This window comes from Gelidibacter sp. (genome assembly GCF_053579655.1).
Genome location: NZ_JBMDWE010000016.1, coordinates 67,739 through 92,529, shown reverse-complemented (window position 1 = coordinate 92,529; position 24,791 = coordinate 67,739). Strand labels below are relative to the sequence as shown.

At 36.9% G+C, this 24,791-nt stretch carries 20 protein-coding genes and 1 pseudogene; 5 read left to right on the top strand and 16 right to left on the bottom strand.

Going from position 1 to position 24,791, the window contains the following annotated elements:
* The 5 genes from ACOH2D_RS09980 to ACOH2D_RS09960 form a co-directional block, all read right to left on the bottom strand.
* The coding region (locus ACOH2D_RS09980; protein ID WP_510172141.1) for a phage tail-like protein at window positions 1-476 on the bottom strand (476 nt) is incomplete at its 3' end.
* Window positions 477-535: 59 nt separating this feature from the next.
* Window positions 536-715, bottom strand: coding sequence for a hypothetical protein (locus ACOH2D_RS09975; protein WP_449535138.1), 180 nt, complete (start codon window positions 713-715; stop codon window positions 536-538).
* A gap of 1,214 nt (window positions 716-1,929) precedes the next feature.
* Window positions 1,930-2,181, bottom strand: a complete 252-nt coding sequence (locus tag ACOH2D_RS09970) for a hypothetical protein (RefSeq protein ID WP_449535137.1) — start codon at window positions 2,179-2,181, stop codon at window positions 1,930-1,932.
* Between the two features lie 334 nt (window positions 2,182-2,515).
* Complete coding sequence (locus ACOH2D_RS09965; protein WP_449535136.1) at window positions 2,516-3,709, bottom strand: helix-turn-helix domain-containing protein; 1,194 nt, start codon at window positions 3,707-3,709, stop codon at window positions 2,516-2,518.
* Window positions 3,710-4,203: 494 nt separating this feature from the next.
* Window positions 4,204-5,286 carry a ScyD/ScyE family protein gene (locus ACOH2D_RS09960; protein ID WP_449535135.1) on the bottom strand — a complete coding sequence of 361 codons (1,083 nt, stop codon included), beginning with the start codon at window positions 5,284-5,286 and terminating at the stop codon, window positions 4,204-4,206.
* Between the two features lie 468 nt (window positions 5,287-5,754).
* Here ACOH2D_RS09960 and ACOH2D_RS09955 point away from each other — a divergent pair, with 468 nt between their 5' ends.
* Window positions 5,755-6,630 carry a helix-turn-helix domain-containing protein gene (locus tag ACOH2D_RS09955; RefSeq protein WP_449535134.1) on the top strand — a complete coding sequence of 292 codons (876 nt, stop codon included), beginning with the start codon at window positions 5,755-5,757 and terminating at the stop codon, window positions 6,628-6,630.
* A gap of 148 nt (window positions 6,631-6,778) precedes the next feature.
* Here ACOH2D_RS09955 and ACOH2D_RS09950 read toward each other — a convergent pair whose 3' ends face one another.
* The 6 genes from ACOH2D_RS09950 to ACOH2D_RS09925 all read right to left on the bottom strand — a co-directional run bounded on the left by ACOH2D_RS09950 (window position 6,779) and on the right by ACOH2D_RS09925 (window position 12,683).
* On the bottom strand, window positions 6,779-7,327 hold the full coding sequence (locus ACOH2D_RS09950) for a hypothetical protein (RefSeq protein WP_449535133.1): 549 nt from the start codon (window positions 7,325-7,327) through the stop codon (window positions 6,779-6,781).
* Between the two features lie 129 nt (window positions 7,328-7,456).
* Window positions 7,457-8,851 (bottom strand): serine hydrolase domain-containing protein, encoded by a 1,395-nt coding sequence (locus tag ACOH2D_RS09945; protein ID WP_348038870.1) that lies wholly within the window; start codon window positions 8,849-8,851, stop codon window positions 7,457-7,459.
* A gap of 153 nt (window positions 8,852-9,004) precedes the next feature.
* Window positions 9,005-9,433, bottom strand: coding sequence for a hypothetical protein (locus tag ACOH2D_RS09940; protein ID WP_348038868.1), 429 nt, complete (start codon window positions 9,431-9,433; stop codon window positions 9,005-9,007).
* 172 nt (window positions 9,434-9,605) lie between these two features.
* A complete protein-coding gene (locus ACOH2D_RS09935) occupies window positions 9,606-10,751 on the bottom strand; it encodes a Gfo/Idh/MocA family protein (protein WP_449535132.1) in 1,146 nt (381 codons plus the stop codon).
* A gap of 142 nt (window positions 10,752-10,893) precedes the next feature.
* The gene (locus tag ACOH2D_RS09930; RefSeq protein WP_449535131.1) at window positions 10,894-11,664 is read right to left on the bottom strand and encodes a 3-keto-disaccharide hydrolase; all 771 of its coding nucleotides are present in this window, start codon (window positions 11,662-11,664) and stop codon (window positions 10,894-10,896) included.
* Between the two features lie 47 nt (window positions 11,665-11,711).
* Entirely contained in the window at window positions 11,712-12,683 is a 972-nt protein-coding gene (locus ACOH2D_RS09925) for a sugar phosphate isomerase/epimerase family protein (protein ID WP_449535130.1), read from the bottom strand.
* A 193-nt stretch (window positions 12,684-12,876) separates the two neighbouring features.
* Between ACOH2D_RS09925 and ACOH2D_RS09920 the strand changes: the two genes are divergently transcribed.
* From ACOH2D_RS09920 to ACOH2D_RS09910, 3 genes are all read left to right on the top strand, one after another.
* The gene (locus ACOH2D_RS09920; RefSeq protein WP_449535129.1) at window positions 12,877-14,568 is read left to right on the top strand and encodes a GMC oxidoreductase; all 1,692 of its coding nucleotides are present in this window, start codon (window positions 12,877-12,879) and stop codon (window positions 14,566-14,568) included.
* Window positions 14,569-14,570: 2 nt separating this feature from the next.
* Entirely contained in the window at window positions 14,571-15,176 is a 606-nt protein-coding gene (locus ACOH2D_RS09915; protein WP_449535128.1) for a gluconate 2-dehydrogenase subunit 3 family protein, read from the top strand.
* A gap of 222 nt (window positions 15,177-15,398) precedes the next feature.
* On the top strand, window positions 15,399-16,226 hold the full coding sequence (locus tag ACOH2D_RS09910) for a 3-keto-disaccharide hydrolase (RefSeq protein WP_348036806.1): 828 nt from the start codon (window positions 15,399-15,401) through the stop codon (window positions 16,224-16,226).
* A gap of 125 nt (window positions 16,227-16,351) precedes the next feature.
* Here the strand turns inward: ACOH2D_RS09910 and ACOH2D_RS09905 are convergent, their stop codons facing one another.
* The 3 genes from ACOH2D_RS09905 to ACOH2D_RS09895 form a co-directional block, all read right to left on the bottom strand.
* A complete protein-coding gene (locus ACOH2D_RS09905) occupies window positions 16,352-17,440 on the bottom strand; it encodes a hypothetical protein (protein ID WP_449535127.1) in 1,089 nt (362 codons plus the stop codon).
* Between the two features lie 90 nt (window positions 17,441-17,530).
* Window positions 17,531-19,258, bottom strand: coding sequence for a gamma-glutamyltransferase (gene ggt / locus ACOH2D_RS09900; protein WP_449535126.1), 1,728 nt, complete (start codon window positions 19,256-19,258; stop codon window positions 17,531-17,533).
* Window positions 19,259-19,390: 132 nt separating this feature from the next.
* Window positions 19,391-20,944, bottom strand: coding sequence for a glutamate racemase (locus ACOH2D_RS09895; protein ID WP_449535125.1), 1,554 nt, complete (start codon window positions 20,942-20,944; stop codon window positions 19,391-19,393).
* A gap of 443 nt (window positions 20,945-21,387) precedes the next feature.
* Here ACOH2D_RS09895 and ACOH2D_RS09890 point away from each other — a divergent pair.
* Window positions 21,388-22,224, top strand: a pseudogene (locus ACOH2D_RS09890) (DUF6929 family protein).
* A gap of 46 nt (window positions 22,225-22,270) precedes the next feature.
* Here the strand turns inward: ACOH2D_RS09890 and ACOH2D_RS09885 are convergent.
* Together ACOH2D_RS09885 and ACOH2D_RS09880 are read right to left on the bottom strand one after the other, a co-directional pair.
* On the bottom strand, window positions 22,271-23,026 hold the full coding sequence (locus ACOH2D_RS09885) for a hypothetical protein (protein ID WP_449535124.1): 756 nt from the start codon (window positions 23,024-23,026) through the stop codon (window positions 22,271-22,273).
* Between the two features lie 548 nt (window positions 23,027-23,574).
* Window positions 23,575-24,726 carry an alpha-hydroxy acid oxidase gene (locus tag ACOH2D_RS09880; RefSeq protein ID WP_449535123.1) on the bottom strand — a complete coding sequence of 384 codons (1,152 nt, stop codon included), beginning with the start codon at window positions 24,724-24,726 and terminating at the stop codon, window positions 23,575-23,577.
* Window positions 24,727-24,791: the final 65 nt, after the last annotated feature.

Below are 24,791 nucleotides of genomic sequence, written 5' to 3'. Positions count from 1 at the left end.
TCGGCAATCTTTGCCGTAGTGATATTCTGGTCTGCTATTTTAGCGGTGGTTATCCCCAAGTCCTTCACCTGTACCCCATTGGTAGCGTCTACCTCAATAGTGGCGCCATCAACCTTTACTTCCAGATTCATAGCGATCAAAGCTGCATCGTTGGCGACCCCTGTGATGGAACCGTTGGAGGAGGTTACATTTTTTGGCAATGCAGTAATTTCGTTCTGCTGTGCAAGTTTGTTCCATGATCCGTTGGCCCAATAATAAAACCCAGGAGAAAGACCTGAAATATTATTAGTGTTGTACACCAAAAGACTTTCAACGTTACCACTTGTAATTGTTGATATATCGTTAATAGAACTGAGCGAAACTCTGGGAATAAGAATTCCTTTATTACTTGATACTACATCTAGTTCCGCAGAAGGATTAGGTAATGCAGTTCCTATTCCAAGTTGGGCGAAGGATTGTGTAAATACTAGTAGCAAAGCCAGTTGAAGTGTTTTTTTAAGCGTCATAGTCAGGTTATTTTATGTTTAATAGGGTTTTATATTAGATATGAATTTGCACTATAGGTATGGGTGGCTGGGCCAGTATATACGGTAGTATCCGTAGTCCCATCTCTCCAATCTACCGTATAGCTAAAGGCGCCAGTCCCAGTAGGGCTGGTTATAGACTCATTACTAGCTGTGGTTTTCCAGGTAGTGATAAACTCTCCCTGTGCCATGCTATTTCCATAAATGAGCAGGCATAGGGCAATAATTAATAGTTTAGTAATTTGTTTTTTCATAAGATACCATTCCTTAAAGTTTGGGATTTAATAAGCTTTGGAAAACTGTTTATATTTTAAGTGGGGCCTAGGTGAAATAGTCTTGGATTTTTCACCTAACACTAACCTAGCCTAATAAAATAATTTACACCCCTATTTTACCACATTATTTTTAATGCTGAATTTTAACGCGCAAAGTAATCCCCATTTAGAATACCAAGGAAATATATAAGAACCGAATGCGTGTCCAAATTGAATTTGGACACGCATTTTAGGGACGAAGAGCATATAAAAGGATATGATCTGCCTTATGCTATATGTTTTTTCTGTCATTAGCACCTGATCAATGGGAATGATTTTCTGGAACACTTAAATGACTGTACTTAAAGATCTTCTATTGCAAAGCTGCATTTCCACGCCAAAGCTTTTGTGGTATATTGCTCTTAAAAACCCATTCCAGATCACTATTTTTCATATTTGTTATACCATCTTTTTAGAAAGCATCTCGCATTGCTATTATAAGCTCTGTTTGAGTAATATCAAATTATAGATCAACCCTAGAATCACTTATGTTTTTGGTAGCATCCGAGGTCGGAGTATATAGTAGGTCGCCTTTTGACCAATTCACCTAACAAAAAATGGGGCACTTAGCGTGCCCCATTTACTTTGGTCTATAATAGTTTATAATAATCTGCTTTGTAGAACAGATATCTCAAAAACAGCTCATTGGTATTTTTCGCCCTGGCCAGTTCCTTACGGGTACTCACCTCATAGGCGCGGAGCCCAGGGTAAAGTACTTTGGTATAATCATTCTATTTTAAAACCTAATAAACCCAAGATTTCCTTATATCCTATTTGGAGACTACGTAAATAATAAGTTTACACACCCAAAATTAATTTCTAATATACTCTTCCGTCTGATTAAAATTTTAAAGCGTTTTGAACCCTATATAACCTGATAATAAATTATAAAAGCAAGCACCACTTTATCGCTAGAAAGCCCAGACACACGAATATGGACCGACTTTCGTTCTGAGTCAAATTTGGTATGAATATAAAGGAATGAAGAAGCGGTCCAATGCTTTTAAATTTGAGAGATAATAAATTTCATACTGTAATTTAACCTGAGTTTTAAAACTTGTACAGCTCATTAGGTGATGACCCGAATGAAATTAAACCATAAGAACTTTTAAGGGAATTGTTCTATACCATTTTCTTATGGCTCTTGCTAATTTCCAGTTATCTACAATAGAGGTTGGCACAGTATTGTTGTAAATAGTAACTCTAATTACAGAAGTCAATAGCATGGAACCATATCCAGAAATTCGGATATTGTCTTTTTCAACACCGTTACCATAGTAATCCCTATAATTTTCAGGGTTTTTCTTCAAGTCTTCTATTATTTCTTCAACGTATTTGCTCATTTTTATGGGTTTTTAATTAAGTTCTGCGAACACTTAGTGTAAGTAATTGCCGTGAAAATGTCACCGGCAATAATAAATCTCCATCTCGTTTGCCTATGAATCGCTTACACATATCCAAAGGTAATTGCAATGATATAAAAGCTCACAGTTGCATTTCGCAGTGCAAAAAAATCACTTTTAGAAGAATAAAACTATATGAGGTGTAGCATATTGTGTGTCCAAATAAAATTTCGACACACATTTGACGGTTAAAAACATCAACTTAACCACCACAAGTCAGAAAAAGTCTATTCCATAACAAAAGAGAGATTAAATGATGAAAATTTATCAGCGTTTACCTTTTCTGAAGATCCCTAACATATTCACTAGGACTCTGGTTAGTTATTGCTTTAAAAGTTTTACTGAACGAACTTCTATTGGCAAAACCGCACTTCTCAGCCAATGCCTCCATAGTATTATGTTCCAAAAAGCCGTGGGAGATCAGTAGTCTGGCGTGATCCATACGCAACTCATTTTTAAAAGCCGTAAAATTTTGTCCATAGGTTTCATTTATGAAATAGGACAAGTGGTGTGCTGGTAATTCCATTTCCTGCGCACACTTGGATACGTTAAAATTTTGCTCTAGAAATACTTTATTTTCAATAATTATGTCCAGTTTACTTTTTATATTGATTTCACTTAAGCCAAATTTTAAATCAGCTGCAGTTTCTTCCATTGATTCAACACTGTCATTTTTAATTTCAGTAACAGCGTTAAGCTTCCTTTTTGATCTTGGAAATCCATGTAATAGCGATGGAAAATAAATGGGAATGACACCTATGATAAAGACAATTATATACAAAAGAAAGATTAAGAGCTCACTGCCATTTTCTAAACCAAAAAGAGAACCGAGTAAACTCTTATCCATAAAATTATCCAACCCATGTAAAACTGTAAAAGATGCCATTAATAATTGAACAGTCCAAAAAAACAGCAACCACTTATTTAATATCTTTTTTAATTTGTGTGAAGTTCCTTCTTTTAAAAATCTTAGTAATTGAGGTAAAATCATTAAAAGTGAGAATAACTGCCATAAGTGCCTTAATAAATAGTGTTCATTCAAACTCAAGAGCCAATATTCAGCCTTAAATCTATTTTCAGAATGAGCTATCGTCTCATTTAAAAGTTGGCTGTAAACTTCATTTGGAGCCGCATAAACATAAATCACATCAACTAGTCCTAAAAAAAATGGTATAAAAAGTAGGAGATAAGCGTTTTGCCAATGAAACTCATCATTTATAACTGTTACAAAATAAAAATAAACGAATATAAATATGAGATGATATACCAATAAAGGCCAAATAAAAAACCAAGAGAATTGAATAAGCCTATCGGTATCAACCAGATACGTTTGCAACGCATACATGGAAATGATAAAATAAAAGCTGCCTAAAAAAAATGCCGCTCTTGAATTGGTGGATTTCTTTAAAAATAAAAGACTCGTTAATACAAACCCGAAAATTGATGCTGTTATTAAAATGGTATTCAAACTATTATTAAAAATATCTTTAGGAAAATTATGACCATTAATTATTAAAAGAATGAGCCTCTAGAAGAAACCTGCTGAATCCAATAATTCCTAAATTGATTAGACGAAATTTAACCTACAAAGAAAGGAATATTTTTAGTCAAATGTTACTCTAAACTAAGCTTAGATGTCTAAATAATAGATTTGATTTCATGCTAAGAAAGTATTGCTTATACAAAACCGATTTCTAAAATATGAATAATAAAAGAGGATTTGACATTTTTTGTTTTCTTTTGATCATTTTCCCTAACCAAACGTTAAAGTTTGTTAAATCGAGATCCGTTCGGCCCCTAAATAGAGACCCTTTGGGAATGCTCATAGACACTAGAAAGTTAAAAATATGGTCGTTCTCTCCGACTCCACCAAAAACCCTTATAAACTCAGTGTTTATAAGGGTTTTTTAATCCAGAGAATAATTTAGTTGATAATTGGCATCCTTTTCTTAACGACGTCATTTATTGATAAGTCACTTTTAAAACTGCACCATCCCCCAAGGAAGCTACATACCAGGTATGATCGTCTACTTGTTTGATGGACGCTGGTTGGTTTAGCCCTTCTGCAAGCACCATTGTGCTAGCGCCATTAACCCATACGAGGGAGCCGGTATTAGGAGCAAATCCAGACGCCGGATTAAAGGAGGCGGCATATTGTGCAACCAAATGGTTGGTATTATTTCCTTTGACTATATCTACCAGCATGGTAAATCCTTTTTGATAAACCGACACAGCTCCAGATGACGAAATTTTATAAATGCTCGCTTCGTCTTTCGGAAATGGGAACCCTGTTAAGCTTGTGACCAAAAATGCCTCACCATCATAGTAGAGGGAAGTAGGTACAGACTGAACTGTGGGACCACCCATTCCAGGGAATAAAGGGTTAGGAAGGGCAGGAATTTCTGCAAAAATAGAATAATCGTTCACGCCTTTACGGTGTACAATGAGGTTGGCACCCGCATCGGCAATGTAAAGATCTCCTCCTGGACCTTTGGTAAGATTATAGGGATGGGAGTCGTGATCAGGATTGCTCGCGGCAGGCAATTTGGAAATCACCGAAAAGATATCTTCAGATGGAAGATTTCGGGCATCCAAGGGCGTATCTCCCGGCTTAAAGTTAGATATGTCCGCCCGGTACAAATGATTGCCAGACAAAACATTTAATATGCCGCCATCCCTTAAAATATGACTTGTACCTTGCAATTCGCCAGAATGCGCGTTGGTATAGGATTCCAAATTGATAATGGCATCATGCTTTTGACCATCGGGGGTTATCAAAATAACCTTGCCATTGTTATTGTGGGTATTATTATCAGCATCGGGAATGTTGGTGCCACTTTCTGTGACCCAGATATTGCCCTGACTATCTATTTCTATACCCATGGGTCCTTTCAATCCAGACGCAACTGTTTTAATCTCAAGTTTTGGAATGACAGGAGTGTTATCATCGTCATTATTGCATCCATAAAACAGAAAACATAGAAACGTGAAGGAAATCAAGGCGATTAGTTTTGGAGCACCGAAATACATTTTTGAAGTCTTCATTTCTATGTGATTTATGAGTTGGAGAATATTTCTAAATTCCGAGCCAATACCGTCGGCATAATATTAGATAAAGTTAGAGGCCAGTTTTCAAAAATAATAGTACAAATACGACAAGTATTATTCCGCCTAAAAATTCATTATGGTATATCTTAGACAAAAATCCAAGCTAGGATTCAAGATCCATGCTATTTACTAAATCGTCAGAATCCTTTGACGCGATGCATTTTCTAAAAATGGGCCACGGTTTTATTACGACCAACTACTGTATTAAATCCATTTACTTCAATTTACTTCAATGGACTCTTGTCATATCTCATCCTATTAAAAACACATTTAAAACCTCAAGGCAATCAAATGCATGATTCACAGAGTTTTAACAGTAAATATTTTTTAAGATATAATCAAAACTGTAAATTTATCTTAGAATGAAATGATAAGTTTTCTTAATCTTGAGACGGTTCAAAAGTTATGGTAACCACTTCACATATAGCGCCAAACCCCATCCTATCCGCATACGTTTCGAGCTACATTTTAAGACATTTCGATACGGAGGGCGCTATTATTACTAGACCATGGTTGGCCTCTTATTACACTTCCATAACTTTTTTCTTCAAGGCCAAATTGATCCATTTACGAGATCCCATTCATAAGGAAATCGTTAAAACAGGCGACTGTATAAATATTTTTGGATTGAGTTCGGCATATAACGGAGAAATGACTTTTAAAGGCTGCTATTTATTTCTTGAGATAATATTTAAACCCACAGGTTTAAATGAAATTTTTGGTATTCCTCTCCCAGAAATTAGAAATCATATTATTGATGGTAGAGATCTTTTACAGCCTGATATACAATCACTTTATGAACGTTTGTGCGCAGCTAAAGATTTAAGAGAAATGGGACTCCTTGCGGACGCTTATTTGTTGCATTATCTTTTAAAAAGCAGTCCATTGGGCGGCAACAAAAACCTTCGAAAAATAGTGGATTTTATGGTTAATGGCTGCGGAAAAGCGAATTTAGATCTGCTGTCTGTTCAAGCCCATATGAGTAACCGTAATTTAGAGCGTTTTTTTACCACTAAACTCGGCATATCTCCCAAACACCTCACCTGCCTCATAAGGTTTAATCGCGCCTTATCCCTCAAAAGAGAAGACGCTATGCTCAAGTGGACATCAATTGCGGCAGAATGTAACTACTTTGACCAAATGCATATGATCAGAGAGTTTAAAAACCTATCGGGAAACACACCATGTCATCTTATGAAAATACCGTTGGTTATGGAAACCGAAGAGCCAATAATCCTTATCAAGTTGAACACGACAAACTCTTCCATCTATCTGGAGTAAAAAAAATAGACCCTTAGGGACGCTGAAAACATGGTGGTTGCATAATCTATGATTCTTTATTAATTCCTTATGCCTTTTACTTTGCTTTCCCCAAAGCTATCGAGATTCCAAGCGAGGAACAGATCAGGCCATAGCCTATAGTGTATAGTTATATATTCCTTTCTAACATCATATTTATTTTCGGCCTCCAATGGTCAATTTTTTCTTGAATCGGTAAATCCGTAACATATATGCTATCTTCAACTTTTAACAAATTTGCGTAAATGTTGTCCCCTATTTTTTCTAAATCAGAATATGATTTATCAGTTCTGTATTTGATTTTATTAATTTCACGGTTAAATTTTCTCGCAAAACTTTCATATAGGTCAAATCTTAATTTCGGCATTTTCATTAGCTCCTCAAAATTTGTTGTATTCTTTATCCACGATTTATTTTGGTCAAATAAAGCTTTTACTTCCGCATCTTTTAAATTTGTTGATTTAAGATAAAATCCGTGAAACCACGATTTATTAGAATCATAATCCCTATCGATGTTAGCTTTAAAGTCTGATGGTTTTATTTGCACATTTTCAGACCAGAAAATGACATGTTTCCTCAGAAAGTAATATTCAATTTGAATTCCAGTATTCCAATAAATAATACCAACCAAAATGATTGATGATAATATGATAATCGTTGTTCTTATCGGTTTCCTCATAATTTATGTCTGTGCATTGTGGTGGGGTTTAGCAGGAACCTCTCCAAATAAATCTGGCTTTGGTAAATTTGTAGGATTTTCTTAGATGGTATAAACCAGACCATAGCTTATATAGTCGGTTGGCTATCGTTATTTTTTCGTGATCTTCTTTATCAATTCGTAGGATAAAGCATCAATTCTGTCATTAATGTCGAACACATTCGACAAGATGATGACTGCCGTTTTTTCCTCAACATTCATGACTATTGAGGATGAATATCCGCCTGTTCCACCATTGTGCCAAAATAAATCTTGTCCATTTGTGGATTCTAATTTGTGCCAACCTAAGCCAATTTTAGTGTCATCCTTAATTTGAAAAGTTGTTTTTCTCGTCAATTCAAGTTCTTTGTTTTTAGGATTGAATTGGGCATTTACAAACTTTGCTAAATCTTCTGTTGTAGATAATATTCCACCTGCACCAAATAACACGTCAAAATCCCAATTGGAAACTATTTCTCCCTTTTTGTTCAAACCTTTTGTAAGACTATTTCCCAAACGTTGTGAGCTGGTGAATGAATTTCTCATTTCATACTTATCAAAAATTTTCTTTTGTAAAAGGGTTTGAAAATTTGTTTTTTGTGATAAACCCAGAGTATAACCTAAAAGTCCTGTGCCCAAGTTTGAATATAAATAGGTTTTTGAAGTTTCGTTTTCAAGCTTTAATAGATTTTTAAGATACTCTTCAAGTTCGGCTTTGCCGTAATTTTTATACGGATTGGTTTTATTTGACAAATCCAAATTTTCAGGCAACCGAGGTAAACCGGAAGTATGATTGGCCAAACTCTCAAAAGTTATCTTGATGTTCCCTTTGAAAGTAAAGGGATAATAAAAATTGACAGCGTCTGTCAATTTTATTTTTTTATCCTCAACAAGTGAAGCTAAAACGGCGGATGTGAATACTTTTGTAATTGAGCCTATTTCGAAAATTTTCTTCTGATTTTCAGCTGGTTTTATGGTATCATTTATTTTTATAATTCCATAGTAATTTGTTTTTTCATTTTGAATTATGGCAATGGAAAGTTGTGTGTTGTTTGGGAAATCTTTTGATTTCGAAAAGATGGTCTCAGCAATTTCTTTTGGATAATTGCTCAATGTGTTTACCAAATTTGTTGCCTCAGTGGATTCTTCGTAAGGCTTGATAAAAAGTCCATTAATTTGATTTTGGCCATTAAGTGAAATATTTACCGCAAAAACACCTTTTTCAAATTTCGTTTTATAGATGGCATAAGTTTCCTGCTGATAGTTGATAAACTCCATACTTTTTATATTACCTGCTTGACTTTTCAAATTAGTCAGAAACTGTTTTGTTTTTTCAATAGGCAATGCTTTTTTCATTTCTTGTGAAAAACAATTAAAAACCGCATCATATTTATCATCATTATAGTTTGACTGAAAATTTTCAATTGCAATTTTATATTTTTCCGTTTGAGCAGACAATAAATTTGTCGAAAGGACCAAAAACAAGAAGAAAAGGATTCTTTTCATATGAATTACTTATTATAATAACAGCCAACGGATTGGCGCAAAAATAGTGGAATAATTAAGTACTTAAAGCAGTAAAAATTGATTGAGCCTGTGGAAATTGCGCAGGAATTTCCAAGTAGACGAGAACTTGTAATTATTTTTACAAAGTGCTTATTATTTGCAGAGTTTTCCGGACGTTACTTGTTCTCCGCCTTCGTATTTCAAAGTTGATTTGTAATAATAACAATTTTCTTCAATTTTAATCAGTTCAGTTAGAACCCCTCCTAAATAATTTATCAATTTTTGCGATTCGGTGAGTTCAGCCTTCGATTCGTCATAGGTTAGTCGATAAGTGCAATCGTCTATCCAATTAATAATTCCATATTGAGGATCAGTCGGATATCCTGAATCTTTTAATTCTATTGGTAATTCAGGCATAATTTCGGTTTGTACATTTCCGTCGCGAACAATTTTCCAATTTATTTGAACTGGCTCTGAAATTGAGGTGTTAAAAGTTCCAGTTTTAAAATCTGCACAAGATAATTCTTGACCGAAAGAGTTAATTCCGATTAGTGTTAATATTATAATTAATTTCTTTTTCATATTGTTTAAACATATGTATAAAGGCAATCCTTTGCGCCTATATCTATTATCAATACCAAACATATTCATTTCTAATAAACATCACACACTAAAGAAACAAACATCTTTATTAAAAACATATACCCCAGTAAATCAAGTTTTAGCTAGGTGAAAAACACCCTAAGACACTTCCTTAATCCAACCCCACCCAAGCCGCATTTTGCTGATCACTTTCAACAGCCGCATGAATAAATTGCACGCCTCTAACCCCAACAGATACCGTCGGATAGTCTGGAGTTTCAATGGGGGTTTTTGTTTTAAATGCATTTAAATGTGTTGCAAAGTTTTTATAGACATTGGCAAAGGCTTCCAAATAACCTTCTGGATGCCCAGCGGGAATTCGAGACGCGGCTAATGACAGTGGGTAAAGATCATTCCCATTAGACGTGAAAATCATTTTCGGTTGATCGAGCCATCTTGTGATCAGTTCATTTGGTTTTTCCTGATGCCATTCCAAACTGCCTTTTTCGCCATAAACCCGAATAGAGAGATTGTTTTCTTCTCCCGCGGCAATTTGAGATATGGACATAATTCCTTTGGCGCCATTTTCCAAGCGCAGCAAAATATTACCATCATCATCCAAAACACGGCCTTTACCGAATCGTCCTAAATCGGCAGCGAGTTCTTTAACTTTTAATCCTGTAATATATTCTACCAAATTATGGGCATGGGTTCCAATATCCCCTAAAGCACCGCCAAGCCCAGATTTTGAAGGATCAACACGCCAAGCCGCCTGTTTATTATCTGAATCCTCAACCGCAGTAGCCATCCAACCTTGTAAATAATGGACTTGCACTTTTCTGATCGCTCCAAGATCTCCATTTTTAACCATGGCTTTGGCTTGTTTAACCATGGGACTTCCTGGATAATTATGGGTCAACGCAAAAAGTAGTCCGGTCGATTTCACGAGCTCCTCTAATTCTTTTGCTTCATCTTCAGTTAAGGTCATCGGTTTGTCGCACACGACATGAAAACCATTTTCTAATGCTAATTTTGCTGGCGCAAAGTGCATATAATTTGGTGTGACAATAGCCACAAAATCCATACGGAGATTTTCAGGTAGCGCTTTTTCTTTAAGAATCATTTCTTCAAAACTGCCATAACATCGGTCTTCAGGTAATAATAGCTCTTTACCCGAAGCCTTTGATTTTTCAGCCGTGCTGCTGAATGCGCCACAAACCAATTCAATCATTCCATCAAGGGTCGCAGCTTTTCTGTGGACATCGCCAATAAAAGAGCCAATGCCGCCACCAATCATTCCTATTCTTAATTTTCTCATGTTTTTCTGTATGTTTTGATAGTTTACTATGCTATTGATAGCTGTTTATATAGAAATTCCTTGTGTTTTAGAATAATTCATTCAGAGACACGAGGAATTTCAATTAGAAAGGTAATGCCCAGGGATTTAAAAAGACTCGAGTCTACAATTCTTTAATCTTAATATTTCTAAACCACACATCGTCGCCATGATCTTGCAGACCGATATAGCCTTCGTTGGCTACATCTGCCCAATCTTTATTTAAGCTTGGAAACTTACTTCCTGCCACCAAGGCATTCCATTCTGGAGTCCATAAGTGATATTCCACTACATTGACCCCGTTTTGTTTATGAATCACAGTACCATTATAAACGGTAATTTCAACTTGATTCCATTCGCCTACAGGTTTTACGTTTTGCGGTTTTGCAGGAATTAAATCATATAATGATCCTGCTTGACGGTTTCCATCTAATCCTAATTTGGCGTCAGGATGCTTGTCATTATCTAAAACTTGCATCTCAGGTGCCGTTTTCCAAACATAATCAAGGTCTTCTTGACCAAGATAAAAGATCCCTGAATTTCCTCCTTCAGAAATTTTCCATTCTAAACTCAAGGTAAAGTTTTTGAATTTTTGGTCATAAATAATATCGCCACCATCTTTATTGCCCGCTTCGCCACGTCCAGATCCTATGCAACGTATAGCATCGCCTTCTATTTTCCAAGCTTCAGGAAAGTGGTCCTTTTTGTACCCTCGCCATCCGTCTGAAGAACTGCCATCAAAAAGAACGATCCAGTCATCGCTATCTTCAACAGCATCCACAGTTTCCTTTTCGGCTTCGGTTGTTTCCTTAGCTTTATCACTCTTGTCCTTACAGCCAAAAATCAATGGCATGAATACTAAACTTAAAATTGCAAGTGCACTTAATTTTTTCATGGGTTTACTATTATAGATTAATATTTTTTTAGATAAGTTTGATGTGATTATTTAGAAAGTTCTTTTCCTATTTTCAATAACAAATCGCGAGTTAATTCAATGCCCTTTTCCTCACTAACATTGCTGCCTTCAAATTCTACACCCATGAAGCCTCTATAACCAGAATCCTTGACAATTTTCAAAAAACGAGGATAGTCCAGCGTAGTTTCATTACCGTCAGCGTCAAAATCATAAGACTTGGCACTAACGCCCTTTGCATAAGGCATCATTTCTTCTACTCCTTTATATTTATCATATTCATCAATACATTTTCCATCCCATTTTCCGCCACCTTCACGTTTCACACAAAAATTGCCAAAATCAGGCAAGGTGCCACAGTTGGCCATATCTATTTTTTTCATGACCTGAACTAAAAGTCCGGCATTTGAAGAAAAACCACCGTGGTTTTCAACGATGATATTTATGCCTTTAGATTGACCATATTCCGCCAATCTTTTTAAACCGATGGTCGCATTTGCAATCCATTCGTCCTCATTATTTGAACCAAATAAATTGACCCGAATAGAATGACAGCCTAAAAATTGAGCCGCATCTACCCACTTTTTATGATTTTCAACAGCCTGATTTCTTTCTTTTTCATCTGAGGCCGCCAAATCGCCTTCACCATCGATCATGATCAATACATTTTCAACGCCATGTGCTTTACTCTTTTCTTTTAAAGCCTCCTGAAGCGCTTCCATCCCCATGGATTCCAGCTTTTTTGTATAAAGACCCGAAACATATTCTATTCCCTCAAAACCCATTGCTTTGGCTTTTTCAGCAAAGTCCAACGGATCTAATTCGTTATTCCCAATGGCTCGGTGTAAGGACCATTGCGCTAGTGACAACTTAAAAAATGGTTTGACATCATTCGTTACAACTTCTGCTTGAACTGATTTTGCTGGATTTTCTTTACATCCAACAAAAAGTGTCGTCACAAGAAAAAATAAACATAAAGGAATAAAAATCTTTTTGGTCATAATGATTTTGGTTTTATTAGTTTAATATTAATATTTTTAAAAAAAATAAAAGAAGATGAAAAATACTAAAGTTTCATCAGAATACTACTAATTTGACTAAGTTTAGACTTTAAAAATCTGCATCACCAAAATAATTAGGACTATTACTCCTGTATTTAGTAGGCTATTAATAGTTTGAATATATAAGTACACTATGATAAAAGAACATTACGACGCTATAGTCATTGGAACAGGAATTAGCGGCGGTTGGGCAGCGAAGGAATTATGTGAGGGAGGATTAAAAACCTTAGTGCTCGAAAGAGGACGCATGGTAAAACACGGCGATTATCCTACCATGCACAATGATCCTTGGGACACCGAATTACGTGGTGGCACCACAACGGAAGATCAGGAACGGCAAGAAAAACAATCCCGAACAGGCTATACCACCTCGGCAGAAAGCAAACATTGGTTTGTGGATGATATCAAACATCCTTATAATGAAACCAAGCGTTTTGATTGGATGCGAGGCTATCACGTAGGCGGACGTTCTTTAACTTGGGGGCGTCAAAGTTACCGCCTAAGCGATTTGGATTTTACCGCTAATCTTAAAGATGGCCATGGTGTGGATTGGCCTATCCGTTACAATGATCTCGCCCCATGGTATGATTATGTCGAAAAATATATCGGCGTCAGTGGCGAAGCCCTCGGAATTCCGCATTTACCAGACAGCATTTTCTCGCCGGCAATGGAATTGAATTGCGTCGAAGAAGAGTTTAAATCCCAACTTGCCAATAACTACGAGGATCGTTTGTTGACTATCGGACGCGTGGCTCATATTACAGGCGATCACGAACATAAAGGACGAAGTAATTGCCAATTTAGAAATAGATGTATTAGAGGCTGTCCTTACGGTGGTTATTTTAGCAGTAACGCTTCCACATTGCCAGCGGCGGAAGCTACCGGCAATATGACTTTGAGACCTGATTCAATTGTCCATGAAATCATCTATGACGACTCGCTAAAAAAAGCAACGGGTGTTAAAGTGATCGATGCTGAAACCAAGGAAACGCATATTTTTACTGCGGATATCATCTTTAGCTGTGCTTCCGCAATCCCGTCGGCGTCCATCTTAATGCAATCCAAATCAGAGCGTTTCCCCAACGGATTAGGCAATGACTCTGGCGAATTAGGACATAATATTATGGACCATCATTTAGGAGCAGGTGCCAATGCTGTAGTAGAGGGATTTGAGGATCAATATTATAAAGGACGTCGACCAAACGGTATTTATATACCACGATTCAGAAACTTAGGAGATAAAGCCACCGAACGCAAAGACTTTTTAAGAGGCTATGGCTATCAAGGCGGCGGCGGCCGATACGGAATCTCCGAACACGTTGCCGAAATTGGCTACGGCGAAAAATTCAAGGAGGCGATTTTAAAACCCGGACCATGGAGCATGGGCATTATGGGCTTTGGGGAATGTTTGCCTTATCATGACAATAAAATGACCTTGGATTATGACAAGCTAGATGAATGGGGCTTGCCGACCGTAACCTTTGATGCGGAATGGAAAGAAAACGAATTGATCATGCGTGAAGACATTAAACAGCAGGCCGCCGAGATGCTGGAAAAGGCAGGATTTAAAGACATCACGACTTATGACGTGCAGCATGCGCCAGGGATAGGCATTCATGAAATGGGCACCGCCCGTATGGGTAGAGATCCAAAAACATCCGTGCTTAATGCCAATAATCAAGTGCATGGCGTGCCGAATGTATATGTAACCGATGGGGCTTGTATGACCTCAGCGGGTTGCCAAAATCCGTCATTGACTTATATGGCATTAACCGCTAGAGCTGCACAGCATGCCATTGCACAATTCAAATCAAATAAAGCATAATTATGAACAGAAGAGACGCACTAAAAAACTTGGGATTATCCTTAGGATATGTTATTGCAACACCTACCATCTTAAGCATGCTTCAAAGTTGTACCACGCCAGAAGAAAAGTGGACGCCCCTATTTTTTTCTGACAAACAAGCCTATGTCTTACAGAAATTAGTGGACTTAATTTTGCCGAAAACGAAAGGTATTCCGGGCGCGCTAGATGTTAACGTACCGAAATTCATTGATCTTTATACCTCAGCAACCGCAACTGACGAACAAAAAGAAATCTATAAAACGGGTTTGGATGCTGTGATTGAAGAGTTGGGAATTCCAGAAGAATTGAATCCTCCAAATGAGAAGCCATTTACTTTGGAACCCGAAAAATTTGATGCCATTTTATCGAAATATCTTAGCCTTACAAAAGCGGAGCGGCTAGCCTATGCGGAACAAGAAAACATAGTTTTTGAAACGCTAATGAAAATTCGCGATCAGACAGTTTGGGCCTATAAATCAAGTAAGGAGATTGGCAAAAACGTGTTAGCCTATGATCCGATTCCAGGGCAGCAAAAAGGATGTGTTTCCGTGGAAAAAGCTACTGGAGGGAGAGCTTGGTCGCTTTAAAATCAAGCCAATTAGTGATTAATATTGATGTGTTGTTTTTTTATGAAATTATCGAAGGGTTGGAAATGACTTAAGGATAAAAGAAGGAGGACGAATGACGGAGGGCGGAGGACGAATAATATTAAATTTTACTATACCACACATCCATTCATACACATATACATCAGGTTTTTAAACGAGAAAATATCCGAATACAGTAAAAATATTTAAAAATTAATGAATATGTACAAACCGTCCAACCCAATTTTAATTGCATTAATTCTTTTATTAATCGTAAGCTGCAAATCAAAACCCGAAGCTAAAAACCGCGATGCTATTGTTAAAAAACAAGCTACGGAAAACTGGATCTCTTTATTTAATGGCAAAGATTTAGACGGATGGACGCCTAAAATCAAAGGCTATGATTTAGGCGACAATATTCACAATACCTTTCGAGTTGAGGATGGTGTCATTAAAGTTTCTTATGATGGTTATGATGGCAAGTTCAATGATCGGTTTGGTCATCTTTTCTATAAAACACCCTATTCCAATTATAAATTAAAAATGCAATACCGTTTTACCGGCGATCAAATTGCAGATGGAGCCGGATGGGCAACCAGAAATAGCGGCGTTATGATTCATGGTGAAGATCCTAAAAACATGGCTAAAGACCAAAGTTTCCCATTGAGCATTGAGGTTCAGATGCTAGGCGGACTGACCCAAGGCGTTGACCGATCCACAGCGAATTTATGCACCCCAGGCACCAACGTGGTCATGGATGGCCTGCTGATTACGGATCATTGTACAGAATCCAATTCCGAAACGTATCATGGCGATCAGTGGGTCAATTTGGAAGTTGAAGTCTATAACGATTCTTTAATCATCCATAAAATCAACGATAAAGAAGTATTGCGCTATTCAAAACCACAATATGGTGGCGCAGATATGGATGACTATAATCCAATGTATAAAAACAGAATTGGTGAAGCCATAAAAGGAGGTTATATCTCTCTACAAAGCGAAAGCCACCCCACCGAATTTAGAAATATTGAATTGTTGAAATTAGATTGATTGAATTGGTAGCAGCGATTCATGATAAGAATGACAACTTGTTATATGATAGAGATGATTTTCAAAGCAAAAACCCAGACGGAAGTCTGGGTTTTTTGATTATTGTGGGTTGGTTTGAAAAGATATTAACGCAGATTTTGGTTAATCATTAACTCCACTTTTGGGTTTCTATTCTTTATTTTCTCTAACCAATCTTCATAATATGGTCGATCATTATTTGCAGGAACTTCGTACCATTGCGAACAGACAAAATAGAGTTCTCCGTTTATACGATATGGGTTTTTCCAATATCTTGTTTTTTCGTAATAAGTTGAATTTTCTTTAGCTAAAAAAGGGAATTGAATATCAAACGTTAATTTTGAATAATCGCCTCTTTGTAATCTTTCAACTTCATTTCTATCAATTAAATTACTATTAACTAACTCATTAAATGTTTTTCGTACATATTTTCCGACCGGAAGCCTTCCATTAGAATTATTAAAATTTTCAATTGAATTATACTTTTGCGCTCTTCTTTTTTCGTGGTTTTTTATTGGAGAAAATTTATTCTTACTCTCAATTTTAACCTCTAATTCTTGGAAAACTTTCTCAATTATTTTGTCGTCATATTCTTTTAGAAGGTCAGATTTTAAATAGTCAATAATTTTTTCGGTATAATTTTCAGAACACAATTGTTTTTTTAGGCTTTTAAAATCTTCTATTTCTTTTAACTCTTGAATTTTTTCTTGGGCGTAATTTTCAATAATTTCTTTATTGTAGTTTCCCTTGATGAATAATTGTACAAACTTTAAACCTTTTTCATTTTCTCTTTTAAATTCAATTTCGTCGATTAAGACAATGCCATTCTCTTGAAAAAACTTACCGTCTAAAAATATTTGTATTTTATTACCTATTAGAATTCCTAATTCTACTCTCATAATCCCCATATAGGACGATAATTGCCCTTTAAAAGTCAAGTTGTCTATTTCGAAAGAAGGTTTTTTGACTTCCACAATGAAAAGATTCCCTAACTCTTTTGATTTAAACAATAAATCTGGACTAATTCTATTTGAGGCTCCTAACTGAACACTTTCTCTGACAATTATTTCATTATTATACTCACTCCATCCTAATTTTTCAAATGCCTGAATGACTTTTAACTCAAATAACTGCTCACTCGTATTTGAAGGCAAGTTTTCCGACAGAATGTAACATAATTCATTCCATTTTTCCATATTCTGTTTTTATTTAAACGTTCGGATGTTTTTTTAAATGCACCACGACATAAGGACATACCTTAGCTTAAAGTGACTTTTATAATTTATCTAATCCACCCCCATCGCCCAGTCATCCCCTCTTGGATCAGCGGCGCCTTCCAATGAGCCATCAGGTCTTACCAGAATTGCTTCTACCCTACCAATATTGCCGCGCTCTTTGACCACATGGCCCATAGCCTCTAATTCTTTTATGACAGCAGGATCCAAAGCTCCTTTTTCAGTGGAAATCCAATCGGGTTTCCATTGGTGATGGAATCGTTTTGCGGATACAGCTTCACTCATGGTCATACCATGATCGATAACGTTCACGACAGATTGAAAAACCGAAGTGATGATGGTGGAGCCTCCTGGCGTTCCGACCACCATAAACAATTGGCCGTTTTTCTCGATAATGGTTGGCGTCATCGCACTGAGCATGCGTTTGTTGGGTTGAATGGAATTGGCCGCACCACCTAATAATCCATACATATTTGGAACTCCTGGTTTCATGCTAAAATCGTCCATTTCGTTATTCAATAAAAAACCAGCGCCTTCCACAAATACTTTAGAGCCGTAGCCATCATTGATCGTGGTAGTTAAAGAAATCGCATTGCCATCTTTATCAACAATGGAATAATGAGTGGTTTCTTCTTTTTCGACAATATTGTCCAACGCCATTGGTCGAACGGTTTCACTATCGGTTGCTTTTGACATATCTATTTGAGCGACTCTTGACGCGATATAATCATCATCTAATAATTCCTTCACCGGAACATCCCAGAAATCAGAATCTCCTAAATGCTCTGCTCTATCGGCATAAATCCTTCTTTCCATTTCGGTCATCGCATGGATGGTTTTTGCCTTTTTTGATCCAAAGTCGGACAATGGGAAATGTTCAGCCATTTTTAGAAGCTGAACCAACGCAATCCCGCCACTACTTGACGGTGCCATGCTATGGATTGTATAATCTCTATAATTTCCAGTGATAGGCGTGCGCCATGCAGACTTATAATTTTTAAGATCTTCTAAAGTAATGATCCCATTCCCAGCTTGCATCTCGGCAACCAAAAGCTCGGCTGTTTTACCTTCGTAAAATCCTTTTCTGCCATCTTTTTTGATGCGCTTTAAAGTTTCGGCCAAATCCTTTTGTACCAATACATCTCCAGCTTTCCATGGTTCGGCTTTGATTAAAGTAACCGTTTCAGGATTGCGATTGTTTTTCGTGAAATCCTCTTTATGGTAATTATAGTTTTTCGCTTGTTGCTCTGAAATATGAAATCCTTTTTCGGCAAGTTGAATCGATGGTTCAATCAAAGTAGCCAGTGGCAAGGAACCGAATTTCTCGTGCGCCAACAACATCCCGTCCACAGAACCAGGAACGCCAGAAGCTTTCTGTCCAAACAAACTTTCTCCTTCGATCACATTGCCGTCAGCATCCAAATACATGTCTTCATAGGCATTGCCCGGCGCTTTTTCTCTAAAATCCAACGAAAAAACTTCGCCATCATTTTTCCGATACATCATAAATCCGCCACCACCAAGGTTACCAGCCGAAGGATAAACTACAGCTAGGGCAAAATGTACGCCGACCATGGCGTCAACAGCATTCCCACCTTGCTTCAGAATTTCCATACCCACTTTACTGGCTTCAGGATGAGCAGAAACCACCATTCCATTATTTGATATTGCAGTTTTGCCGCCTTTAAAAGCTTCCGCCACGACGACTTTGCTTTCTCCACAAGCTAATAAGAGGATGGAAAAAAATGTTAGACTCAATAATTTAATACTATACTTCATATTATTCTTGGTTTGATTTTTAGACTACATCCAATTAAGGGATAATATTTGACAATTTAAAAAAACATCTCTGTTTTAAGGCCTTACTATTACTTAAAATAGAATTCCCCCTAAAAACGTTTTTTTGGTTTTCTATTTAATTCTAACGGATTCGTCCAAATATTTAGTTTTTGGATTGGAACGGGTAAATTCTTCGATCAATTTATACGTTTGTGGAATAGAGGTTTTAAAACGATCCAAAGTTTCTTCTGAAATATTATTTTTACTGAAAGGCACCATTTTCACATATTCCTGAATTTCACCTTCGTTTCTACCGTATTTATAACTGTAAGGAAATCGGCCGTTATCATCAAGCTTTACATTCGCGTTGGTCGAGTTAGGCACACTGATAAAAAACTCGCTATCCTTAATATTTCCGGCAGGATTAAAAAGATTTTTCTCTTTCATATACACGTAGAGTTCTTCGGCAACATTCACGGCAGGATCCACAATCGCAACTTTTTCAACCATATAATCGCGATAAATATACTTCCCATCCTTCTTGTAATTATAAAGTTCATCCAAAACCTCATTAATCTCTTTGGTCAAATAAGGATAATGCGTACATCCTAAAACAATGGCTTTTAGAGGCTGTGGGTTTTTGGCTTTCCGGATTTGCTCCAACAAACTGACTACGTGATAGCGCACATAATTTCCCGAATCATTAATTTGGAGAACCTGACAATCATCGACATCCTTATTATCACATAACATTTTGCCATGATCAAAATCAAAATTATAGATATCCATTAAAGTCTTGTCAATCGCAAAATTGGGATCATTTAACGAAGGGCCTCTATAATCATCACGCGGTTTTTTATATTTTTTATTTACAAAATCCGGCTCCTCGTCCACGGCTTCTGCAATACCATGGCCACCTTGATTAAAAATCTGGATATTTCCGGTATAGCCCAACTCATCCTTCACGCGTAAAAGTGTATTTTCATACCCTTTAGAAGAAATAGTTCCCACCGTTGCCATGACCCCAATGGCGCCATTTTCATCCTTTTTAAAAGTAGAAAGCGTGCCACGTGCACCGGCATCAATAACACCGATGACTTTTAGTTCAATCCCGGTTTTATCGATGAATTCGTTTATAAACTCACTTCCATAAGCCGTAGCTGTATTACAAGCAATCACAATAGATTTTACGGGTTGTTTATCTTTCTGAAATTGGATATCACTGGCCTCACGATAATATTTATCAGAAAGTAAAAACTGCATGTCCTTTAGAATATGTTCGACGAGCAAATCTGTTTTATTTTCGCTGGAATAATTCCCATAAGGCATATTGGCTTGGTCGGCCAAATAGATGAATTTTTCAGAAATAAAATCAGGAATTGCGTCGCCACCTTTCTCGTTATTCTTGTTATTGTGGCCATCAAAATGGACGAGCGCGTCCAAAACTGTCAGTCCACCTGTACCCGAATCAAAAACGCCAATGGGCAGACTTTTGTCCATCTGCGGATAGGTTTTAAAATCCACATGATAAAAAGAAGTGTCATTTTCTAAAATAGCAGATTCAATTGCCCGCTCCTTCTTAACTGGATTTTCGTTTTTTACGATGTCCTTTTTAGCATTATCCTTGCAGGACATCGCGAAGATTACCAATAAAACCCACAGGTATTGGCTTTTAAAGTGTTTCATTCTATTTTGATTTTATGTGCGATATGAATCCTTAGTCTAACTGGATAATAGTGTTTACTTCCAATATCTACAGGTTAAAATTAATAACTACCCAACTAGTACGGCATTCTTCCGATTAAATATTAGCCACTAAAATTAACAAGTGTTTCTAAATATAACTACTTTAAGCTAAAATTATTTAAACAATTAACTATTTAATTGATGATTTGACATTATCAAGATTCCTTATTTAATCAAGCAAGATTTTATCAATGAGATGGAGTAAAACATTTACACTCGCGACATTCGAAGTTGAGTTTTAGGAAAACTATTTGAAGAATCATACAGAATTCTGCTGATCACATTAGATATTAATTTTAGAAATAATTTTACCTTTAAAGAAAAACGCTTTGCAAAAAACAACATTAGACATCGAAATATTCAGCTGGCAAATCTTGGAACATGTGCCAAGTGCCTCGGGAATAGTTAAGTTTAAAGAGGATTTTTATGCAATTGGCGATGATTCTCCTTATTTATTTCGGCTCGACAAAAACTTTGAACTGCTTTCAAAAACCCAGATCTATTCTTCCGAAAAGTTACAAGGAAATACCATTCCAAAAATCGACAAACCCGATTTTGAAGCGATGGAAATGGTCAGCGCGACCGAGATTCTTGTTTTCGGATCTGGATCTAAATCGCCCGAGCGTGATGCTTGTATTTTAGTGCACCTAGGAAAAGAAATCAGCTATGAGACATATGATATCTCCCTGTTTTAGGAGCATATAAGGAGTGTGGAGATCATGCAAGGCTACGAACTCAACATTGAAGGGATCGCTTTTGATGGACATTTACTTTACCTTTTTAATCGAGGACGAAACATCATTTTTAGTTTTTCTTATCCAGATTTTATTGCCTATTGTAAAACAGGGAGTGACTTTCCAATTACTAAAACCAATTGCTATTCTTTGCCGAAAATCAATGGTTTGGAGGCGGGCTTTTCAGGTGTTACAACGCTAGATAATCAACCCTATTTGATTTTCACGGCGGCGGTAGAAGATGCACCCAATGCTTATGACGACGGCGAAATTCTGGGTAGTTTTATCGGCGTCATCAAAATAAATAATGGCGTGCTTGCGGATGACTTCTTAATTCAGCAAATTCCTAATCCTGGATTTCCTTTAAAAGTAGAATCTGTAACTGTGGACCAAATGATATCCGACACGCAAACGGATTTGGTGCTTGTCACAGATAATGACGGAGCGCCTTCAGAAGTTATACGATTGCGAATGACCCTCATGTGAAATGATAGTAAAAACGCGAAGTAACCTTATGGAAAACGGGAATTTTCTATCCAAATTTAAAAACTGGCTCTTCTTCTAAATCGTAGACCATTGAAGATATATCGACTTGAAACCATTGTTTAAACATTGTATAAGTGCGTTTTTGAGGCCATTCTTTTTTATTGGTATGCCAACCTTCTAATTCGCGGATAAATAATTTATCAAATTTCTTTTTAAGCCAGGCTTCCACGTCTTCAATTTCTACACTTACTAAATAAGTACTCATTTCATTCACATCATGCATTTCTCCAGGATACAAGTTAGACAGCCAATCTGAAAACGGTTGTAAGGGTTTTAAAATAATGATATTACGATTGATATAATTTTCTTCAAAATCATCCTCGCTATGATCATCGTCCATATCTTCGGCCATAGCATTCAAATAAGCGTCTGGTTCTTGGGTAACTACTGTTAAAAGTGGATCTCCATCTCTTTCTCCTACTTCATAATCGACAATAAAATTGGGGAATGCTTTAAATTTCTCAATTTTAAAAGCAATCATTCTTTTCAACAAATCGACATCGACGTCCTTATCTTTTATAGCATTGACTATGGCATCACTTTCACCCTCCGGCAATATGAGTTTCATATTCCCAAAATTCCAAGCATTAATGACAAAATCAATAACATCTTCATAAAATTCGACGTCATCAAAATCCCTCGCAAATGGCGTTAGAAATTGTTCTAATAATTCAGAATATTTTACGTCTTGGTTTTGGACAACGGCTTTATCGCCAAATAAATTAATGACTTTGCTTTTCATCGGTATGTTTTAAAAAAGATTTTACTTATATATGGAATCGCCAAACAGTAGCCAAAAAACTAAACCTCCCTGATTATTGTTGACCGTCTTTAGTTAACTAATTGTCAAAATTAGATATTTTTTTCCACTTTCCACCGACTGTTAACATCAATCATTAGTCAGATTTACTATAGAACGCTGATGACACTGATCTGGCTGATTTGCTTTGACTATTATTTAAATCTAAGAACCTTATGATTGGTAGTCAGACCGAATTCGCTGAATTTTATAACATTTCCGCAATTCCTCATCCCTGATTTCATGGAACGCTTGACCTTTACGACCGTTCAGACGAGTGGCGCATATTTTTTGACACGAATTTCAAGGATTTGCACGGATTGCTACTGGTTATTACACAGAGATGCGCGGAGATTTCACTGAGCTTCACGGAGCATTATGGACTTGATACAACCACAACCTAACAACTCACAACTTAGCGCCTCCTTCCGGCTCTGCGAGACATTTGTCTATATTCTATGCTCTATTTTCTCTTTTCTACTCCCTACCCTCTACTTCCTCACAAGAAACTTATGCAAATCTTCCACTTTCTCACAACAAATCTGATCCATAACTTGCTGGAATTCCGTTTTCATTAGAGAAATGGTATGAGAACCACCTTCTTTTCCTAAAGCGCCAACGCCATACATAAAACTGCGTCCCATAAAGGTAAACTCAGCGCCACTTGCCATGGCTCTAGCAATATCGGGACCGCCACGTAAACCTGAGTCCACCATGATTTTGATTTGTCCTTTGAATTTTTCCGCTAAATGGGCCATCGGTACAATTGAAGATTGGCCTGCATCCAGTTGACGTCCGCCATGATTGGAAGCAATGATGCCATCGATACCTAAGTCGATCGATTTTTGCGCATCCTGTTCAATGACGACGCCCTTAATGACCAATTTACCTTTCCATTGATCTCTTAAAGACGCGATGCGATCGGTATTTAATCTTCCAGAAAAAGTGGCATCCATTAAGGCGCCCAACTTCTGCATATTTAAGTCCTTTGGCATATAACGCTCCATAGTTTTAAAAGCAGGTTTCCCATGAACTAAGGTTTGAATCGCCCAATCAGGCTTTGTAAAAATCTCTAGAATATTCTTCAAACTCATCTTAGGCGGCATTGCCAAACCATTTCGAATATCTCGAGGTCGGTATCCAAAGGTTGGTACATCGGCCAGAATCACTAAAACATCAGTTCCTGCAGCAGCGGCGCGATCCAGCAAATCTCTTTTAATTTTTTCGTCAGAGGGATGGTATAATTGGAACCACGATTGCCCTTCGGTTATTTCGGCAATACGTTCAATACTGGACGTAGAAACCGTACTCAATATAAAAGGAATATTGTGATCAAAAGCGGCCTTTGCGAGAATTTCTGGCGAATTTGGCCACATCAAACCTTGCAGTCCCACTGGTGCAATCCCAAAAGGTGCCGCATAGGTATGACCAAACAATTCAGTTCGGGTATCTGCCTTATCAAACTTGGACAAGTATTGCGGCATCAATTCAATTTTTTGAATATCGGTTCGGTTTTTATCTAAGTTGATATCTTCATTACAGCCGCCATCTAAATACTCAAAAGCAAACTTTGGCATTTTTACCATCGCTCTTTTTCTTAGATCGGTTACCGATGGATATTTGGGATTTATTTTTAGTTCCATAAGACTATATTAAGCTTGTAAGTGAAATTTTTGATTGCCCTTCTACCTTCGGAAATTTTACAGCC

Excerpts from the sequence above, each read along its gene's own strand:
- ACOH2D_RS09975 (WP_449535138.1), bottom strand. The coding sequence starts at position 715 with ATGGCACAGGGAGAGTTTATCACTACCTGGAAAACCACAGCTAGTAAT.
- ACOH2D_RS09970 (WP_449535137.1), bottom strand. The coding sequence starts at position 2,181 with ATGAGCAAATACGTTGAAGAAATAATAGAAGACTTGAAGAAAAACCCT.
- ACOH2D_RS09960 (WP_449535135.1), bottom strand. The coding sequence starts at position 5,286 with ATGAAGACTTCAAAAATGTATTTCGGTGCTCCAAAACTAATCGCCTTG.
- ACOH2D_RS09955 (WP_449535134.1), top strand. The coding sequence starts at position 5,755 with ATGGTAACCACTTCACATATAGCGCCAAACCCCATCCTATCCGCATAC.
- ACOH2D_RS09950 (WP_449535133.1), bottom strand. The coding sequence starts at position 7,327 with ATGAGGAAACCGATAAGAACAACGATTATCATATTATCATCAATCATT.
- ACOH2D_RS09945 (WP_348038870.1), bottom strand. The coding sequence starts at position 8,851 with ATGAAAAGAATCCTTTTCTTCTTGTTTTTGGTCCTTTCGACAAATTTA.
- ACOH2D_RS09940 (WP_348038868.1), bottom strand. The coding sequence starts at position 9,433 with ATGAAAAAGAAATTAATTATAATATTAACACTAATCGGAATTAACTCT.
- ACOH2D_RS09935 (WP_449535132.1), bottom strand. The coding sequence starts at position 10,751 with ATGAGAAAATTAAGAATAGGAATGATTGGTGGCGGCATTGGCTCTTTT.
- ACOH2D_RS09930 (WP_449535131.1), bottom strand. The coding sequence starts at position 11,664 with ATGAAAAAATTAAGTGCACTTGCAATTTTAAGTTTAGTATTCATGCCA.
- ACOH2D_RS09925 (WP_449535130.1), bottom strand. The coding sequence starts at position 12,683 with ATGACCAAAAAGATTTTTATTCCTTTATGTTTATTTTTTCTTGTGACG.
- ACOH2D_RS09920 (WP_449535129.1), top strand. The coding sequence starts at position 12,877 with ATGATAAAAGAACATTACGACGCTATAGTCATTGGAACAGGAATTAGC.
- ACOH2D_RS09915 (WP_449535128.1), top strand. The coding sequence starts at position 14,571 with ATGAACAGAAGAGACGCACTAAAAAACTTGGGATTATCCTTAGGATAT.
- ACOH2D_RS09910 (WP_348036806.1), top strand. The coding sequence starts at position 15,399 with ATGTACAAACCGTCCAACCCAATTTTAATTGCATTAATTCTTTTATTA.
- ACOH2D_RS09905 (WP_449535127.1), bottom strand. The coding sequence starts at position 17,440 with ATGGAAAAATGGAATGAATTATGTTACATTCTGTCGGAAAACTTGCCT.
- ggt (WP_449535126.1), bottom strand. The coding sequence starts at position 19,258 with ATGAAGTATAGTATTAAATTATTGAGTCTAACATTTTTTTCCATCCTC.
- ACOH2D_RS09895 (WP_449535125.1), bottom strand. The coding sequence starts at position 20,944 with ATGAAACACTTTAAAAGCCAATACCTGTGGGTTTTATTGGTAATCTTC.
- ACOH2D_RS09885 (WP_449535124.1), bottom strand. The coding sequence starts at position 23,026 with ATGAAAAGCAAAGTCATTAATTTATTTGGCGATAAAGCCGTTGTCCAA.
- ACOH2D_RS09880 (WP_449535123.1), bottom strand. The coding sequence starts at position 24,726 with ATGGAACTAAAAATAAATCCCAAATATCCATCGGTAACCGATCTAAGA.